14 protein-coding genes are annotated in these 17711 nt (G+C 43.8%); 8 read left to right on the top strand and 6 right to left on the bottom strand.

Annotated features, from left to right (window positions below):
* The first annotated feature begins 170 nt into the window (after positions 1–170).
* The 4 genes from JMX97_RS00230 to JMX97_RS00215 all read left to right on the top strand — a co-directional run bounded on the left by JMX97_RS00230 (position 171) and on the right by JMX97_RS00215 (position 5200).
* Complete coding sequence (locus tag JMX97_RS00230) at positions 171–1571, top strand: 3-oxoacyl-ACP reductase (protein ID WP_201553939.1); 1401 nt, start codon at positions 171–173, stop codon at positions 1569–1571.
* A 379-nt stretch (positions 1572–1950) separates the two neighbouring features.
* On the top strand, positions 1951–2868 hold the full coding sequence (locus tag JMX97_RS00225) for a MaoC family dehydratase (RefSeq protein ID WP_201553938.1): 918 nt from the start codon (positions 1951–1953) through the stop codon (positions 2866–2868).
* Between the two features lie 76 nt (positions 2869–2944).
* Positions 2945–3583: a serine/threonine protein phosphatase gene (locus JMX97_RS00220; RefSeq protein WP_413786377.1), complete on the top strand. Its 639-nt coding sequence runs from the start codon at positions 2945–2947 to the stop codon at positions 3581–3583.
* Positions 3584–3772: 189 nt separating this feature from the next.
* A complete protein-coding gene (locus JMX97_RS00215) occupies positions 3773–5200 on the top strand; it encodes a serine hydrolase domain-containing protein (RefSeq protein WP_201553937.1) in 1428 nt (475 codons plus the stop codon).
* Positions 5201–5209: 9 nt separating this feature from the next.
* Here JMX97_RS00215 and JMX97_RS00210 read toward each other — a convergent pair whose 3' ends face one another.
* From JMX97_RS00210 to JMX97_RS00200, 3 genes are all read right to left on the bottom strand, one after another.
* Entirely contained in the window at positions 5210–6460 is a 1251-nt protein-coding gene (locus JMX97_RS00210) for a cation:proton antiporter (RefSeq protein ID WP_201553936.1), read from the bottom strand.
* 266 nt (positions 6461–6726) lie between these two features.
* Positions 6727–8613 (bottom strand): dihydroxy-acid dehydratase, encoded by a 1887-nt coding sequence (gene ilvD / locus JMX97_RS00205; protein ID WP_201553934.1) that lies wholly within the window; start codon positions 8611–8613, stop codon positions 6727–6729.
* Positions 8614–8792: 179 nt separating this feature from the next.
* A complete protein-coding gene (locus JMX97_RS00200) occupies positions 8793–9545 on the bottom strand; it encodes a hypothetical protein (RefSeq protein ID WP_227671377.1) in 753 nt (250 codons plus the stop codon).
* A 313-nt stretch (positions 9546–9858) separates the two neighbouring features.
* On the opposite strand from JMX97_RS00200, the gene JMX97_RS00195 reads away from it, so the two are divergent.
* The 4 genes from JMX97_RS00195 to JMX97_RS00180 all read left to right on the top strand — a co-directional run bounded on the left by JMX97_RS00195 (position 9859) and on the right by JMX97_RS00180 (position 14947).
* Complete coding sequence (locus tag JMX97_RS00195) at positions 9859–10326, top strand: HIT family protein (RefSeq protein ID WP_201553931.1); 468 nt, start codon at positions 9859–9861, stop codon at positions 10324–10326.
* A 369-nt stretch (positions 10327–10695) separates the two neighbouring features.
* Positions 10696–12744, top strand: coding sequence for a BCCT family transporter (locus JMX97_RS00190; RefSeq protein WP_201553930.1), 2049 nt, complete (start codon positions 10696–10698; stop codon positions 12742–12744).
* A 97-nt stretch (positions 12745–12841) separates the two neighbouring features.
* Positions 12842–13882, top strand: a complete 1041-nt coding sequence (gene dusB / locus JMX97_RS00185) for a tRNA dihydrouridine synthase DusB (protein ID WP_201553929.1) — start codon at positions 12842–12844, stop codon at positions 13880–13882.
* Positions 13883–14059: 177 nt separating this feature from the next.
* Positions 14060–14947 carry an SDR family NAD(P)-dependent oxidoreductase gene (locus JMX97_RS00180; protein WP_201553928.1) on the top strand — a complete coding sequence of 296 codons (888 nt, stop codon included), beginning with the start codon at positions 14060–14062 and terminating at the stop codon, positions 14945–14947.
* A 226-nt stretch (positions 14948–15173) separates the two neighbouring features.
* On the opposite strand, the gene JMX97_RS00175 is transcribed toward JMX97_RS00180, so the two are convergent.
* The 3 genes from JMX97_RS00175 to JMX97_RS00165 form a co-directional block, all read right to left on the bottom strand.
* Entirely contained in the window at positions 15174–15638 is a 465-nt protein-coding gene (locus JMX97_RS00175) for a hypothetical protein (protein WP_201553927.1), read from the bottom strand.
* Between the two features lie 227 nt (positions 15639–15865).
* Positions 15866–16396 (bottom strand): inorganic diphosphatase, encoded by a 531-nt coding sequence (locus tag JMX97_RS00170; RefSeq protein WP_201553926.1) that lies wholly within the window; start codon positions 16394–16396, stop codon positions 15866–15868.
* Between the two features lie 385 nt (positions 16397–16781).
* Positions 16782–17702 (bottom strand): lipoyl protein ligase domain-containing protein, encoded by a 921-nt coding sequence (locus JMX97_RS00165; RefSeq protein WP_201553925.1) that lies wholly within the window; start codon positions 17700–17702, stop codon positions 16782–16784.
* Between the last annotated feature and the right edge of the window lie 9 nt (positions 17703–17711).

The following is a 17711-nucleotide window of genomic DNA, read 5'->3' as shown; positions in this document are numbered from 1 at the left end:
ATGAGTCTTTATACGTAAGCCCCTATAATAAGTGCCTATATTAAGTAATAAGTATTAAGTAATAACTGCCTATGTTAAGCGCTTGAGCGCATTGTTGGGCACTTTGTTAGGCGCATTATATTTTTTGTTTACCCTTATTTTAATTTAACCACTAACTACAGGAATATGTTATGTCAGACCGTTATGGTGATTTTGTTCAGTCTTCTCTTGGCAAAAAAGTTGCGAAAAACTTAGGTTTACCCTTACCAGTAAATCTTGATCGTTTCGAAAGTGGTCAGCGTCTGGTTCGAGGCAGCGTACTCGTTGGTTCAGCCACGGGTGACGATAAGCGTATCAGTGAATCAGTAGCTCGTATTTTTTCGGATCTACATGCCGAAGTATTTGTTAATAGCTCTGATAGCATCAAGGACGCTCTTGCTGATGCGGATATTGAAGCAAAAGCCAACACGGGCGGTGATGATAAGTTCAAAGTATTATTATTTGATGCCAGTAATATCAGTAACGCTGATGAGCTTAAACAGGTTTATGAGTTTTTTCACACGGTTGCGCGTCGCGTTGAGAGATCAGGTCGCGTCATCATTATCGGTCGTCCACCTGAAGCTATTGATGATATCGAGACCGCAATGGCCCAGCGTGCCCTTGAAGGCTTTGTGAAATCTGTCGGTAAAGAATTTAAACGCGGTATTACGGCGCAGCTCATCTACGTCGCTGAAGACGCTGAGCAAAATCTTGACTCAACGCTGCGCTTCTTTACTTCAGCGCGCTCAGCTTATGTTTCAGGAGAAGTAGTACGTGTTGGTAAGGGCAATACCCTTGATGTCGATTGGACGCAACCGCTAGGTGGAAAAACCATGCTGGTCACTGGCGCAAGCCGCGGTATTGGTGAAGCAATTGCCCGGTTATTGGCTCGTGAAGGCGCTCATGTGATTTGTCTGGATGTTCCGCAGCAGCAAGCTGACTTACAAAAAGTGGCTAGTGAGATTAGTGGCTCAGCATTGATGCTGGATATCACTAATGAGGATGCCGGCGAAGAAATAGCGGATGCTGCTGAAAAACGCGGTGGTCTTGACGCTGTTATTCACAATGCTGGCGTGACTCGTGATAAGACGCTCGCTAACATGGATGAGAAAAAGTGGGATATGGTCATCAATATCAACCTTGCTAGTATTGCTAAGCTTAATCATTACATGCTTGCCAATGATGTTTTAAAAGATGACGCACGTATTGTTTGTGTGTCGTCAATCTCAGGAATTGCCGGGAACCTTGGTCAAACCAACTATGCGACTTCTAAAGCAGGGGTTATTGGACTGGTTGATGCGACGGCTAAACAGTTAGAAAACAATGCAAAAGGCATGACCATTAATGCGGTGGCGCCAGGCTTTATTGAAACTCAAATGACTGAAGCGATTCCATTTGCGATTCGTGAAGCAGGCCGCCGTATGAACTCAATGAGTCAAGGTGGGTTGCCAGTCGATGTCGCTGAAACAATTGCCTGGTTTGCATCACCTGCTTCGGGTGGCCTCAACGGTAATACCGTCCGTGTTTGTGGTCAAAGCTTACTTGGTGCTTAATTGTCATTTATCTGTAACCATGAGCTCGAAATAGCTAGATACTATCAACACATAATGAGTTGTATTTATAATATATAAATAATGCTAAATACCTGATTTTAATAGTTATTTTTAATTTAGCTCACATATGCTTACGAAAAAATTGCTTATAAATTGTAATAAAGCTGCCCAAGGGTGGCTTTTTTATGATAAAAACACAGGCCTAACACGCTGAATTAGCAGTTGCCACTTTTGTATTCGCTTATTTTTGTATTTGCATATAGCTTTGATTGAACGCGTCGTCTAATCTGTCGTTCAATAAAATACTATAAAATAAGCCCCTCTATAGCCGCATGGATGGGCTAATAAAATTTGCTCAAGCCCCACTTAGGATAGATTTATGTCAGATAAACACTATGATGCGTTGCCAAAAGCGCATACCACCTACGCCAATATTATCAAAAGCTTATTGCCTATCGGTGATAACGCTAAAGTCGGTAAAGATGAGTTGCCACAAGCGACTTACTATGTGGACGATCTGCACATTGATCAGAGTAACCTTGAGGATTATCGTAAAATATGCGGTTTCGCTGATGATGGAAAAGTACCTGTCACCTACTTTTCGGTGCTGTCACAGGCGCTGCAAATGAACATGATGGTCAAAGAGCCGTTCCCCTTTGCGATGTTAGGTCTAGTACATGTGGACAATAGCGTCACGCAGTATCGTCCTGTTGGCGAGCGTGAGACCGTTGCGATGTCAGTGACGTTTGATAATTTGCGCGATCATGCCCAAGGACAGCAGTTTGATTTTGTCACGACTATCAAGTCACATGAAGATGTGATTTGGCAAGGGACATCGACCTATTTGTCACGCAGCAAAAAACCTGACAACAGCGTGAGCACTAAAAGCGCCCCGCGTCCGGTGACTGTTAAGCCAATGGTAGATGAAGAAGGGGTGCATAGCATCTTTGAAGTGCCTGAAGATATTGGACGCCGTTATGCTTTTGTTTCTGGTGATTTTAATCTTATTCACTTACATCCCTTATCAGCGCGCGCGTTTGGGTTTCCTAAAGCCATTGCTCATGGTATGTGGTCAAAGGCTAAATGCTTGGCGATGATGGGCGAGTTACCGGATGCTTGTACGGTTGAAGTGTCATTCAAATTACCTATTTTCTTGCCAGCAGAAGTGGAGCTAATTGCCGAACCGGTAGCGAAACTTGAGAGCGTAGAAGACAGCTGTAATTTTGGTTTATATAGCGCGAAAAACGATAAACCGCATCTTGCAGGTGTTGTTAAGCTGCTCAATGAAGATAAGTAAGTAGCAACACAACTACCAATATAAGTGCCAATGATTGTCAACCTTTACTCAACCACTATATTTAACTATCAAAATTATGACCATGACTTCACATAAAGATTCTACCAGCCTCCAAAGTTCCACGAGTACAGCTGTCTCTAATAGCTTATCAGCTCCAGTGTCTACTACTGATCAAGTAGCTGCTAACGACGTTGAAAGTACTGTGAGTAGCGATAGTGATGCTAATAAGATAAAGCATAGCAAAAACATCGATGCTGATAATGGTATCGACCTTGCGGCCGTTCTTGAGCCTTATTTTCGTCCTGATGAACAAACTATTGTCTGTGGTGCGCTCGATCATGACAAAGTTACCGCTTTGGCGAATGCTGGGGTTGAGTTAGTGATTAACTTGCAGCCTGATGATGAGCTAAGTTTTGATGAGGCCGCCGCTGTTGAGCAATCTGGCATGCATTATCAGCAGTTGCCAATAAGCGGTACTAATGATTTGAAGCAGCTAAAAATATTAGCGTTTGATAGTATTTTGCGCCAATATCATGGCAAAAAAGTAGCTATGCATTGCGGAACTGGTAATCGCGTTGGTGCAGCTATGGCACTACGAGCAGGCTGGCTACGTGGGCGCAAGATGGAGACGGCTATGGAGCGTGGACGCAGTCATGGTCTGACGATGCCACAGCTGACACAAGAAGTTCATAACCGTTTGTTAGTGCCACGCTAAGTAGTTAGATATATATTAGGTATGCAGCAGTTATATTGAACGATAAAAACATAGTTTTTTAAAAATAACAGGCGACCAATAGGTGGCCTTTTTTTATATCAGCAAGGCCTAGTTTTAGGACTTTATCTTAAAGCTTTCACTATTCTAATCAGCACTAGTAATTAGACAAATAATAAATAAGAGGCAGTCATGATAGATAGCAATACCAATAACTGTCCTAAAGATAACGGTCATAAGAACAGCACTGCCATCAATCCTAAAATTCAGCAACGCATGCAACAGCTACTCACAGACTTGCAGCTTGACGATGCGCCAGCAGGTGGCGCGCTAGTGGTGTACCAAGCTGGGAAGTGTATTGCGCAGGCATGTGTCGGTATGGCGCAGGCAGAGTTGCCATGGCAGACCGATACCTTGTCTCTGAACTTCTCTACCGGCAAAGGAGTGCTGGCAACGTTGGTTCATGTTTTGGTAACCCGTCAATTATTAAATCATGACCTGCCGATTGCCAGCTATTGGCCTGCATTTGCGGCTAATGGCAAAGCAGATATCACTTTACGCGAGGTGATGTCGCATCAAGCCAGTCTATTTGCGATTACTACTATTGATGCTGATAGTGAGACATTACTCGATTGGGATGAAATGGTCGCTAAAGTCGCCGCCATGCCGACAGCTGAGCCTGATTCATATGTCAGTAGCTCGTACGTCAGTGGCTCATATGTAAGTGCTTATAGCGCACTGATCTATGGATGGGTATTGGGCGGTTTGATAGAGGCGGTTACAGATATGTCGCTTGCCGCAGCGCTACGTCATTATCTAACTGAGCCATTAGGTATTCCTGAGAGCTGCTACTTTGGTGTGCCCGCTGATAAAGTAGATGATGTGGCAAAATTGGTTAAAAACTTTCATGCGACAAAGCAAGACAGCCCGCAACACCGTAGCAAACGTCATAAACCTGTTCTAAAAGCTGAGTCTGCGCAGACGCTTAGTACTTATGCCAAGCTGACCAGTTATAACTGCTGGCAACAGCAAGCAATGAGCCGCAAGATAGCACCGGTAGAAGCCAAGCTAAATACGACGCAAATAAACCGTCTGTACTTTGATCATAATCAGCTCAATTTAAAAAACTATAAAGCGGCATTAATTCCTAATGGTCAGCAGGCCATTGACTATTATAGACCGAAGACCTTACAAGCGGCCATACCAGCCGCTAATGGTGTTGCTTCCGCAAAGGCACTGGCTACTGTCTACGCGATGCTGGCAAATGGTGGCAAGTGGCAGGGGAGGACGCTCATTGACAGCGCAACATTTTCGCAGTTATCCGCGCCACAAGTCACAGGTATGGACGCCGTCATGCCAAGTAATATGGACTGGCGCTTGGGTTACCATCGTCCATTTCATCTTTGCCAAGATGAGCGTCAGGTACAGGGGATCAATACCAGTGAGTCAGAAGGGTTTGGGCATATGGGCTACAACGGTTCAGTAGCTTGGTGTGATCCGGCGCGACAACTGTCATTCGCTTTTGTGCACAATTTTGATGTCACTATGCTTAATGATATCCGCCAGTTTGCGCTGACGGAAGCCTTGCTGGAAGTGATAGATACAGAGACGCTCGATTGATGACAGACGTTAATCGTGCGCATTTTTTGGTGTCATTTTTAATAACCAAGGTGCACTTAAACCATGGACGAAAATAGATGCCAAAATCACGATAGAGCACACCACCCACAACTTAAGCGCGTCTTCGTCCCCAAAAAAACCTTGATTGAGGGCATAAGATAAGTAATATAAGGTGCCAATACCGCGGATGCCTAGAGCCGATATAGCGTATTTTTCTGTACGAGGCATATTAAGCCCTGATAGCGCAATGATACCGCCAACTGGACGTATTAGTAATAAAAACGTAAAGCTAACGATATAAACTCGCCATGTCAGCTCGACCCCAGACTGTAAGCCCTGACCAATAAGCATACCAAAAACTATCAGCACCAAGGACATCAACAGACCTTCTGATTGCTCGGCGAAATCATGCAGTTTTTGGTGATAGGCGTGTTCACACTCTGAACGACGAAATGCAAATGCGGCGACAAACACCGCAATAAAACCATAGCTGTGCACCAATTCGGCCAGTCCGTAAGCCAGCAACGTCAGCGCAATCACCACATAACCTTGAGAAATGGTGGTCTCGTTCGTGTGTTTTGAGAATACTATTTTCGCTAGGATTTTACCGACTATGATGCCCGCCAATACCCCTGCACCAATTTTCCACAGTACATCATGGGTAAACCACGACCATAACATCTCGCCATCAAAGCGCTTTCCTTCGCTGTAGGCTTCTGCTATTTTTATCGCCAGATAAACAAAGGGAAAAGCCAAGCCATCATTTAGTCCTGCCTCTGAAGTTAACGCGAAGCGCGGCGTATCCTCACCGCCGGTATTAGGTGGCCCCACTTGAATGCTGGAGGCCAGCACTGGATCGGTAGGCGCAAGTACAGCACCTAACAAAATCGCTGCGCCCATGCTGAGCCCAAATGCGTAGTAGCCTAAGAATGCCATCGCGAAAATACCAATTGGCATAGTGATGAGCAATAGCCTTACGGTTGGTCGCCATAATCGCCAAGATAATGGCGTATCGATTTTAATACCGGCACCGACTAGGGAGACTAACACCACAATCTCGGTGAGCTTTTCGATAATCATACCATTTTCAAGTGGATCTAAAAAAGTGAGTGTTATCCAGAAATAGCCTACTACAATCCCTAAAGTTACTTGCAACATGGGTAAGGAAATAGGGGCGCGCTTAAATACAATAGGGAATAGTGCGCCAAATAAGAATGCGATACCGCAGATTAATAAAAATAAATTATATTTTTCAGCCATAAGGTTTGTGCACACGGGTATGTGAATTTTAATTGGGGCAAGCGCTTAGAACAGAGTTTGCTAAAACTTATAGTCAACTTATAGCAAGCGGCTTATCATGACAATAAAACACGCACATTTCCGCAAATAATAGTTATCAGATCGCCAGCTCCGTTGTTTTTTGGTGAAAAAAAAGCCTGCATGACGCAGGCTTTTGAGAAATTTGGAATAGAGGCGTTAATAAAACATAGCGCAATCGTGCAAACGCTTGTGGTTTAAATGCTTATTTAGCGCTCGACTTGGGTCACATCACGCACCGCACCGGTATCGGCACTGGTGGTCATAGCCGCATAAGCACGCAGAGCAGGTGACACATGACGCTGGCGATGGGTGGGTTTCCACGCATCACGTCCACGACTTTCCATCTCTTCGCGGCGCGCGGCTATGTCATCATCACTAACCTGCATGTTAATGGTACGGTTAGGAATGTCGATATGAATGGTATCGCCTTCTTGAACCAAACCAATCGCGCCACCTTCAGCCGCTTCAGGGCTGGAATGACCAATGGATAGACCTGACGTACCACCCGAGAAACGACCATCAGTGAATAGCGCGCAGGCTTTACCGAGGCCTTTAGCCTTCAGATAAGTAGTCGGGTAGAGCATTTCTTGCATACCGGGACCACCTTTGGGACCTTCATAGCGGATAAGAACCACGTCACCGGCCACGATACTATTAGCAAGTACAGCGGTTACCGCGTCATCTTGGGATTCAAATATACGCGCGCGTCCGGTGAATACTAAGATACTGTCATCGACACCGGCAGTTTTGACCACGCAGCCGCGCTCTGCAATATTACCGTAGAGGACGGCAAGGCCACCATCTTCGGAATAAGCATGCTGGGCACTACGAATACAGCCTGACTCACGGTTAACATCGAGGTTCGACCATTCTTTTGATTGTGAGAAGGCCTCAGTGGTACGTACGCCGCCTGGTGCTGCGATATATCTTGCCCGCGCCTCAGTATTGTCAGGATTCATAATATCCCACTTATCAATGGCGGCTTTCAACGTTGGACTATGAACCGTCGGCAAATCAGTGTTGAGCAAGTCGATTCGGTCAAGCTCGGCCAATAGCGCAAAGACACCGCCAGCGCGATGCACATCTTCCATATGATACTTTTGCGAGGCAGGGGCAACCTTAGCCAGACAAGGTACATTGCGACTTAAACGGTCAATATCAGGCATCTTAAAGTCGACTTCTGCTTCATTAGCGGCAGCAAGTAGATGCAAAATAGTATTGGTCGAGCCGCCCATAGTGATATCTAAGGTCATCGCATTTTCAAAGGCCGCTTTAGTAGCGATTGAGCGCGGTAGGACTGAATCATCATCTTGCTCATAGCGACGTTTGGCAAGGGACACAATAGTACGTCCCGCTTCTAAGAACAGATCGCGACGTAGTGAGTGAGTCGCGAGCAGCGAGCCATTACCCGGTAATGCCAATCCTAATGCTTCGGTCAAGCAGTTCATAGAGTTGGCAGTGAACATACCGGAGCACGACCCACAAGTTGGACAAGCTGAGACTTCAATAGCGGCGACATCTTCATCACTAATACTCTCATCTGCCGCATCCATCATCGCATCAACAAGGTCAAGCTTACGAATGGTACTGCCACCACTGTCTTCATTATTATGACTTTTTCCGACCGTGCTAGCGAGAATTTTACCCGCTTCCATCGGGCCGCCTGAGATAAAGATGGTAGGAATATTGAGGCGCATGGCGGCCATTAACATACCGGGGGTAATTTTATCGCAGTTAGAGATACAAACTAGGGCATCAGCGCAATGGGCATTGACCATATATTCAACAGAGTCAGCAATCAAGTCACGGCTGGGCAAAGAGTACAGCATACCGCTATGTCCCATGGCAATACCGTCATCGACCGCAATGGTATTAAACTCTTTCGCAATGCCCCCAACACTCTCAATCTCGCGCGCGACCAGTTGCCCTAAGTCTTTAAGATGGACATGACCGGGCACAAACTGAGTGAATGAGTTGGCAATAGCGATAATAGGTTTGCCAAAGTCGCCATCAGTCATGCCAGTTGCGCGCCATAGTGCTCGCGCACCTGCCATATTACGACCGCCGGTAGATGTTTTTGAGAGATAATCCATATAATGTTCCTTACAATTAGGCGAGGTGTATCAAAATTTCACCTTCAGGTGTGACGTTGATAGTGTGCTTTTTATGGAGAGTGAGTACTAGTGAATAATACTAAGTCGTTACCATACCATTAGCTATGGATAACTGAAAATAATCAGCCAATAATCATAAAGGACTTAAGTACATAACACTACTCAAGCCGTTCTAAAATTGCTGTTTCAAACCAAGGTAGTTCGGCTTTGTCAGCCTCTAGTTTGGCAATAACCACTAATGCATGAGTTGCTGGCAGGAATTGATAGTCAGATCTGGCCTCAATAGCAACTAGCTGCTCATTGTCTTCGGCTCGCTCATCAATACTGACTAGTGTTTGTTTGTCGTTTTTATACAGCACATCAATACGACCAAAAAACTGCCAGTCTTTAAAAGCCGCAGTCACGGCTTCCTCTGCGCTTTGGGTATAAAGCTGTTGGGTGCTTTTGCCGGTATTGGTCCAATGTAGACGTACCGCTAATTGTAATATTTCGCTAAACACTACTAATGAGCCAATAACTTTTACATGCCAAGGGCTGGCGACTAAGTCGCTTGTAATGCCAATCAATTTGGCAGCAGCCTCAGCAGTCATTGAGGTATTAAATTGTGCGAGTAGGACTGGCGTTAACGGATGTGCCTGTTTGACACTGTCATCCAAACTATCGTAGTGATATAAAAACAGCATCGGTAACTCTTGGGTCACCGTTTTTTTGCTTATTTTGCAATTATGAATACGCCAGCCAATAGCAGGATCTGTCAATGTTTGTGCCAATATAATAGCGTTGGGATCGATAGTTTTGCTATTGCTATTGTCAGAAGTAGGCTGTTGCGATTCACTACTAGAGGTAGCCGCTTCTATCGCATTAGGTGGTTCTACATAAGTGTCAGTATGATCTGATAATTGAGTGGACAAGGCAATCGATTCCATAAACTTAAAGTTAATAAAACGTGTGATTAATATAACATTTAATAGGGCATATTCGCTAATAAATTAGTATGCTTAAGATACAAGCGTTATTATTGATGACACGAGATTTGTTATTTATAACGCGCTACTGCTAAGTTTTAACAATCAACTTACTTCACGGTATCAGCAACTTGTACTATAACCAGATTTCGTCCACTATATTGTGGATACCGTACTTAACAGCAATCACTGTCAAATACTATTATCAAATAGCCAGCTTATCAAAAAACTAAGTTATCGAAAAACTAAGGAAGAAATAATGAGTCAGAACAATCAACAAACTACTTATGACGACAACAACATCTTTGCCAAAATGTTAAAGGGTGAGATTCCTTACCATAAGGTATATGAAGACGATAAAACCCTCGCCTTTATGGATATCATGCCACAAGCAGAAGGTCATGTATTGGTAATACCCAAGCAAAAAGCGGTTGATTTAGGTGAGCTTGAGCCCGAGTATGCCGCGGCTGTATTAATGACGGCCAAAAAAATAATGCAAGCGCAGCGCCAAGTATTTGAGCGTGAAGGCATTATTCAGATGCAGTTTAATGGCGCGCAGGCAGGACAAACCGTTTTTCATTATCACGTGCATCTTATTCCTGCCAGCGTCCAAGAACTTGGTATGCATGCGGCAAAAATGGCTGATCAAGAAAAGCTTGCTGAGACGGCCAAACAACTCGCTGCTGTAATTGCTACTCAAGTGACCCATAATACGAGTAGTATTTAATAGACTGACTCGTTTAAAGTTCAGTATTTCTTAACAATATAAAAAGGCAACTAACAAGTTGCCTTTTTTATTGCTTGGTAATAATGATGTAACACGTGTTAAAAAAATGTTACAAAATAGTGGTAGTTCTGGGGTTTATACCATGTGTGTGTTAAACCTCACATGCATTTTACTATTTGCTACTGATTGGCAGCTCTGACCTTTAATCACTATCATTATTAGATTCTGATTGTAAGTGTCATTAGATTCTGGTTGTAAGCATTAGGTTTTGTGCTGTCAAAAGATATTTTCATTTTATTTGGAGTGGCCCCTTGCTAGGGATCGCTTTAAGGACAACCGCTTTTGTAAGATTTTTAAGAGACCATTTTTATGAAGAATAAATTACCTCGATCTACTATTTTACTGCCGGTTTTTGTGCCGGCAGCGGTCATTATGTTGTTATTAGTAATTGGCACTGCTGTTAACCCTGAAGCTGCTGGCGAGCTATTCAGTACTGTACTGAATTTTACTACCAATACTTTTGGTTGGTTTTATATGCTGGCCGTGGCATTGTTTTTGATGTTTATTATTGTGTTGGCATTTTCACCTTATGGCAGTATTAAGCTAGGTCCAGATCACGCTGAGGCTGAGTATAAGTTCCTAGAGTGGTTTGCTATGTTGTTTTCGGCAGGTTACGGAATTGCTTTGCTGTTCTTTGGGGTAGCAGAGCCGGTAATGCACTTTGCCAGTCCGCCGCTCTCTGATCCACAGACCATTGAAGCTGCCAAAGAAGCGATGCAAATTGCTTATTTCCATTGGGGCTTTCATATTTGGGCCATCTACGGGGTAGTCGGATTATCACTGGCGTATTTTGCCTTTCGTCATGGTTTGCCGCTGTCAATACGCTCGACGCTATACCCATTAATCGGTGATAAAATCTATGGTCCTATCGGCCATACGGTTGATGTGTTTGCGATTGTGGGTACCATGTTTGGTATTGCTACCAGCTTAGGGTTGTCGGTATCGCAAATTAACGCGGGCTTAAACTATCTGTTACCAGATCTGATTCCAGTTAACACGACGGTACAGGTCATTGCTATTGCTTTGATTACAGCAGCGGCCCTGGTATCGGTGTTAGCAGGAATGGATAAAGGCGTGAAGCGCTTATCTATCTTGAATATGGTGTTGGCGACTGCGCTGATGGTTTTTGTATTCATCGTCGGCCCGACTATATTTATTCTCAATGCCTTTATGGAAAATACCGGCAGCTACTTGGGTAATATCGTTGAACGCACCTTTAGTCTGCAGGCTTATGAAAGCAGCGACTGGATGGGCAGTTGGACGTTGTTTATCTTTGCCTGGACGATCGCATGGGCGCCATTTGTTGGTCTGTTTATTGCCAAAATTAGTCGTGGTCGTACCATTCGCGAGTTTGTGTTTGGTGTGATGCTAGTACCTACCTTTTTTACCTTCTTTTGGTTTTCGGTATTCGGTGATACCGCGCTACATATGATCATGGTAGAAGGTTACACCTCATTAATTGGTGATGTACAAGACAACCAAGCTATTGCCTTATTTAAGTTGTTAGAAAACTTACCCTTTACTGAGTTTGTATCCTCACTAACTATTTTATTAATTATCACCTTTTTTGTGACCTCATCGGATTCAGGCTCATTGGTTATTGATTCGTTAGCCGCTGGCGGTCGCAGCGATACGCCATGGTGGCAGCGGTCGTTTTGGGTAATAACCGAAGGGGCGGTAGCATCTGTGTTGCTGCTAGCTGGTGGCCTGACCGCATTGCAAACCGCAGCTATTGTTAGTGCGTTACCCTTTGCAATTATTATATTAATCTCGATGTTCGGGATGTGGCGTGCGCTACGTATTGAAGGACATCGTAACCAGAGCCTTGCTAACGATAATAGAATACCACCGCATCTACTCAAACCCTCAGCATGGCGCGAGCGTATTGACTATATGACTGATAAGCCGACTCGTGATAAGGTCTTAAGCTATATCAAAGGGGTGGTTATGCCCTCAATGGTAGAAGTGTCAGAAAAATTTGTAGAAACCGGCTGGACGACTCATGTCAATTATGATGCGGTCAATAATCGCGCGGTACTAGAATTACAGCGTGGCGATGATGTCGAGTTTTGGTATGAAGTGCGTTTGTCTGAGCATGATGTACCGGACTACTATACTGAAGGTATGGCTAATGAACTGCCGCAAGAGCATCATCATCGCGCTGAAGTATATCTGCGCCGTGGTGGTCAAACCTATGATTTATATGGCTATGAGTCTGAGTCAGTAATTAACGACATCATTGATCAGTTTGAGAAATATCTACACTTCTTGAATGTCTCACCAGACAGTTTACCGTGGCGTATGCAAGAGCATGATGAAGATATTACCCTAGAGCAGGGCAGTGTGTTTGATAAGTAAGTTATTCATGTTAATAACTTGCAATATGCGTACGAATGCTTAGAATAACGGCTTGTTTTCATTGACTTATTTTCATTAAGAGGCAAGCCGTTTTCTTATGTCCGTTGATACTCCCGTTTTATCCGCATCTTTATCAAATTCTGAGCATCCTTTATTGCAGCCATTAATTATTGGCGGCTTGACGATTGAAAACCGTCTCATGGTTGCCCCGATGGCAGGCGTGACGGACAATCCGTTTCGCAAGTTATGCAAATCGTTTGGCGCTGGTCATGCCGTCAGTGAGATGATAATTGCTGATACGGCGCTGTATGCGCGTAAGAAGTCGCTCTACCGTGCCAACTTTGATGGCGAAATAGCACCCATTTCAGCACAGATAGCGGGGGCAGAGCCGAATAAACTTGCCGAAGCTGCTCGCTATCAAATTGACAATGGGGCGCAAATTATTGATATTAATATGGGCTGTCCGGCTAAGAAGGTTTGTCGTAAACTTGCCGGTTCGGCCTTACTGCAAGATGAGGACTTAGTAGCACGACTGCTTGATACGGCAGTGAATGCGGTCAATGCTCCAGTCACCTTAAAGACGCGACTGGGCTATGAGAATGGACGAGAGAATATTTTACGTGTTGCGCGCCGAGCGGAGCAAGCGGGGATTGCTGCGATTGCGATTCATGGGCGCACGCGTGAGGATATGTATACTGGGAATGCCCGTTACGATCTGATACGTGAAGTGAAAGAAAGCGTCAGCATTCCTGTCATTGCTAATGGTGATATTGACAGTCCACAAAAAGCCCAGCAGGTCTATGAGCTGACAGGCTGTGATGCGGTGATGATTGGGCGTGCCGCTCAAGGGAAGCCGTGGATATTTCGTGATATCGAACATTTTCTGCGTACGGGTGAGATGCTTGCTGCGCCTACTGTCAGCGAAATAAGAGACATTGTATTGACCCATCTACAAGAGTTGTACGCCTTCTACGGTGAGTACTCTGGTTGCCGAATTGCTCGCAAGCATATCGCTTGGTATACCACGGGCATTCCCAATTCCAATGCCTTTCGCCAAGCGATGTATGGTGAGGAAAGTACCGCTGGACAGTTTCGGGTAGTCGATTCATTCTTGAGCGCGCATACCGATTTATTATAAAACCAGAATGGAAGCAAAGCGAATAACACTTATGACAGTTTCAGTGCTATCAGGCGTTATTGATAGGCGCTACTGTCTTTTTTTCTTCAGCCGTTATTTTCTCATCTACAAACACCCTGTTTTTGCTATGCTAAAACTAAACATCAATGGAAGTATAATAAATAAAAAGGAAATTTTATGGCTGCTCCCTCAAAAACGGCAATTGCCAAAGCGGTTAAAGGCAAAAACATTCTTATTACCGGTGCATCGAGCGGTATTGGCGAGAGTACTGCCTATTTGCTGAGCGAATGTGGTGCTCATGTGATTTTACTAGCACGTACTGAAGAGAAACTAAAAAGCGTTAAAGACGCAATCGAAGCGCTTGGCGGAAAAGCCAGTTACTATCCTTGCGACCTCACGGATATGGACGATATTGAAAAAACCACCAGTCAAATTATCGCTGATTTCGACTATGTCGATGTCCTGATAAATAATGCGGGTCGTTCGATTCGTCGCTCGGTTCATGAATCCGTCAACCGATTTCATGATTTTGAGCGCACTATGGATATCAACTACTTTGGGGCGGTCAAAACCATCCTTTGTTTTTTACCGATGATGATTAGTCGACAATCAGGTCAAATTATTAATATTTCATCCATTGGGGTGTTGGCAAACAGTCCACGGTTTGCAGCGTATGTGGCATCAAAGGCAGCGCTAGATGCTTTTAGCCGTTGCTTAGCCGCTGAAGTTAAAGGTGACAAAGTTACCGTGACTAATATCTTTATGCCACTGGTACGTACACCTATGATTGCACCAACCAAAATGTACCGCTATATGCCCGCCCTTATGCCAGAGGAAGCCGCATTAATGGTGGCAGAAGCCGTCGTGAATAAACCAAATAGTATTGCTTGTAATATGGGTAAATTTGCGTCAGCGACTTATTCATTGGTGCCAGCATTTAACGTTGGTATTCAATCCATTGGTTATCGTATCTTTCCAAGCTCAAATGCTGCGCAAACCACAGACTCTAAGCCAAACCTTGCTCAGCGTGCGTTTGCAAAAATTATTCCTGGTGAACTTCACTAAGGTAGGTTGGGTACCAGTGCTAGCAAACTCAGCGCAAAGATTGCAACATAAAAAAATAAAGACAGATACCGAAGTATCCGTCTTTATTTCGTGAAATATTAGAAACACAGCAATTTATAAATAGAGCAACTTATAAAAGTAACCAGAAAACGCGCAAGCCAAGCCGAATAATCCTACTTATAATATAGCAGTCTGTTTGGCTTAATAGTCTAATTGATGGTGTGCCTTAGCCAAAGACCCGCCACAGTATCCAAAACAGTCCTGCCATAACAATAGCAATAATCAGCAACCGCTTAGCCCAGTAGGGTACAAGTGGTTTTTTATAGCCCAAATTATTTAATTGGCTATCGACCCCACGCTGTAGGCTTTTAAAGTTTTGCTCTTCTGGGGTGGTTTTGACCCGGTTTTTTATCAGTCGCTCATTACTGTCTTCAGCCGGCTCCCTATCAAAGCTAATTGCTCCGTTAGGAATGCCTTGTTTAGTAGCAATAGTATTTAACTTTTGCTGCTGCTTGACCTTAAGCTCGGTCTCATAAGCATCAATGCGTATTTTGGCCGCATCCATGCTGATATTCTCATCAGCAGCCAAGGCCTTAATCGCCATAACTAGATTGTTTTTTTCGATCATCATGATGATCTCTTTTGGCAGTTTGGCGCTGACGGGTTTCGAGTTAGGATCAGAATTAAACATGGTTGTCCTTTATTTTTGTTTCTATTGTCTGCGGGCGTCAAAACGCTATAGTTATAATACGGTTTATTATAGCAACTTTATATCGTAACGTTATGATGGCAACTTTACGCCTACAATTTTATGACTGAGCGAATTTCAAGCAAAAAAATACCGCAATCACAGTGATGATGGCGGTAAATGGTTCTTATTGATCATAAAGTATTAATTCATCAAGAGTCAGTGATGACTTACAGGTCTTTCCAGCGTTGGATAGACTCTTTGATGACTTCTTTGGCCTCAGCTACATCACCCCATGATTCGACCACAGTAGTGCCTTTTTTCTTTAAGTCTTTATAGTGGCTAAAGTGGAAATGTAGTTGTTCAATAATTTGCTTTGGTAAATCTTCTAAGCTGTTGTAAGCGTTACCGTTGTTACGATCATCGGCTGGCACGACCACAATTTTATCATCCACTTCGCCATCATCAACAAACTTCATGACACCGATAACTTTGGCTTTTAAGAAAATACCCGTGGTTAATGGCTGCTCAGTAAGGATCAAAGCATCAAGCTCATCACCGTCTTCGTCAAGCGTTTGCGGAATAAAACCATAGTTGCATGGCTTAGCAAAAATCTGTGGGTCAATACGATCAAGCTCGAACACAGCCAGCTCGCGATTCCATTCAATTTTATGACTGCTACCGGTTGGGATTTCAATAACTACGTTGATAATACCGCCATCTACGTCGCCTGCATCTAAAATTTTATTAAAATCTGCCATAAAGGGTTCCTATTTGCTTTTGTTATTAAAGGTTAGAGAGTGGTATGAATATCTATGAAAGCACGGTGAGGTTATGACCGCGCTTAATTTGTACTGACTGCGATTATAACAAGTTTGGTTTAATTTTTCTCGCTATACTTAAGTCTAAGCGCGCACGATATTATGCAAAATAAGACTCAAGTTATGGCTGCTAATACTGTATATAGAATACGCGACTCTCAACTTAATATGGGCTATCGTAGGCTGGCGCTTTTAGCCCAGCCAATCGTAACAATTTGCCAAAACTGCTGCTTGATTATGATTTGGCAAGATGGTGTCTACGCCAAAAATTATGGGAGTTGAGAGTGGAGTATAGAATATAAGAAAGAAAACAGTTTCAAAACCGCTATTTTGACGCTATTGGACGCAATTTGATTTGCCCGGCATGACGTTGAGCAATATTATCAATCAATTTTTGGGTGACTTGTTCATAGCTTAGTTGCTCGGCCCCTTGCTCATTTTTCTTATCCATTGCATCCTTCATGGCGGTAAAGTCAGCGAGTCGTAGCATTTGCATACCCGCATAGCCGCACGGGTTAATGGCGTTAAATGCGGATAAATCACAATCCAAATTTAGCGCAATACCATGATAGCTAAAGCCATGCTTAATTTTAAAGCCTAGCGAGGCAATTTTACCTAGCATAATGGCACTGTTATTATCAGCAGCAGCTGGTGTTTCAGATTTATCACCACTATCAATCTTGCTATTAATATTAGACATATCAGCATATGAGCTGTTGTATAAATATACGCCTGGCGCATCACGGCGTGCATGGGCGCTTATATTTGTATCATTATTATTAGCACTGGTATTAGCATTGGTGTTTGTAGATGAGTCTATTGAACCTGATGATTGATTATTTAGGCAGTCATTGACCACGTCCTCGATAGCTTGCTCCGCATGCGTAACTAGATTGCGTACACTCCAACCCAAACTGTGTAAGTCAAACAGCCAATAAATTACCAGTTGCCCGTGTCCGTGCCATGTCACTTGTCCACCACGATCGGTCTTGATAATAGGGGTGTCGGTGCGTTGTAAGATATGTTCTTCTTTACCTGCTTGCCCTAAGGTGTAGACGTCATTATGGTCGACTATCCATAGCTCGTCTGGAGTCCGCAAGCCTTGCTGTTTTTTTAAGGCGATACGTTCTAAGGTACGCTGTAGCATGGCATAATGGGTGGTATTATAATCAGCAGCTATCAGCGATTTACTAATAAGGGTTTCATTAATAAAATGCTCATTAATTTTTTGCGTAGTTTTTGGCATTACAGTCTG

Source organism: Psychrobacter sp. 72-O-c, from assembly GCF_904846605.1.
GTDB lineage: Bacteria > Pseudomonadota > Gammaproteobacteria > Pseudomonadales > Moraxellaceae > Psychrobacter.
The sequence above is the reverse complement of the archived record's forward strand: the minus strand, read 5'-3'. Positions and strand labels throughout refer to the sequence as shown.

Coding starts and splice junctions, on each gene's coding strand:
- JMX97_RS00230 (WP_201553939.1), top strand. CDS start 171: ATGTCAGACCGTTATGGTGATTTTGTTCAGTCTTCTCTTGGCAAAAAA.
- JMX97_RS00220 (WP_413786377.1), top strand. CDS start 2,945: ATGACCATGACTTCACATAAAGATTCTACCAGCCTCCAAAGTTCCACG.
- JMX97_RS00190 (WP_201553930.1), top strand. CDS start 10,696: ATGAAGAATAAATTACCTCGATCTACTATTTTACTGCCGGTTTTTGTG.
- JMX97_RS00175 (WP_201553927.1), bottom strand. CDS start 15,638: ATGTTTAATTCTGATCCTAACTCGAAACCCGTCAGCGCCAAACTGCCA.
- JMX97_RS00170 (WP_201553926.1), bottom strand. CDS start 16,396: ATGGCAGATTTTAATAAAATTTTAGATGCAGGCGACGTAGATGGCGGT.
- JMX97_RS00165 (WP_201553925.1), bottom strand. CDS start 17,702: ATGCCAAAAACTACGCAAAAAATTAATGAGCATTTTATTAATGAAACC.
- JMX97_RS00210 (WP_201553936.1), bottom strand. CDS start 6,460: ATGGCTGAAAAATATAATTTATTTTTATTAATCTGCGGTATCGCATTC.
- dusB (WP_201553929.1), top strand. CDS start 12,842: ATGTCCGTTGATACTCCCGTTTTATCCGCATCTTTATCAAATTCTGAG.
- JMX97_RS00215 (WP_201553937.1), top strand. CDS start 3,773: ATGATAGATAGCAATACCAATAACTGTCCTAAAGATAACGGTCATAAG.
- JMX97_RS00195 (WP_201553931.1), top strand. CDS start 9,859: ATGAGTCAGAACAATCAACAAACTACTTATGACGACAACAACATCTTT.
- ilvD (WP_201553934.1), bottom strand. CDS start 8,613: ATGGATTATCTCTCAAAAACATCTACCGGCGGTCGTAATATGGCAGGT.
- JMX97_RS00225 (WP_201553938.1), top strand. CDS start 1,951: ATGTCAGATAAACACTATGATGCGTTGCCAAAAGCGCATACCACCTAC.
- JMX97_RS00180 (WP_201553928.1), top strand. CDS start 14,060: ATGGCTGCTCCCTCAAAAACGGCAATTGCCAAAGCGGTTAAAGGCAAA.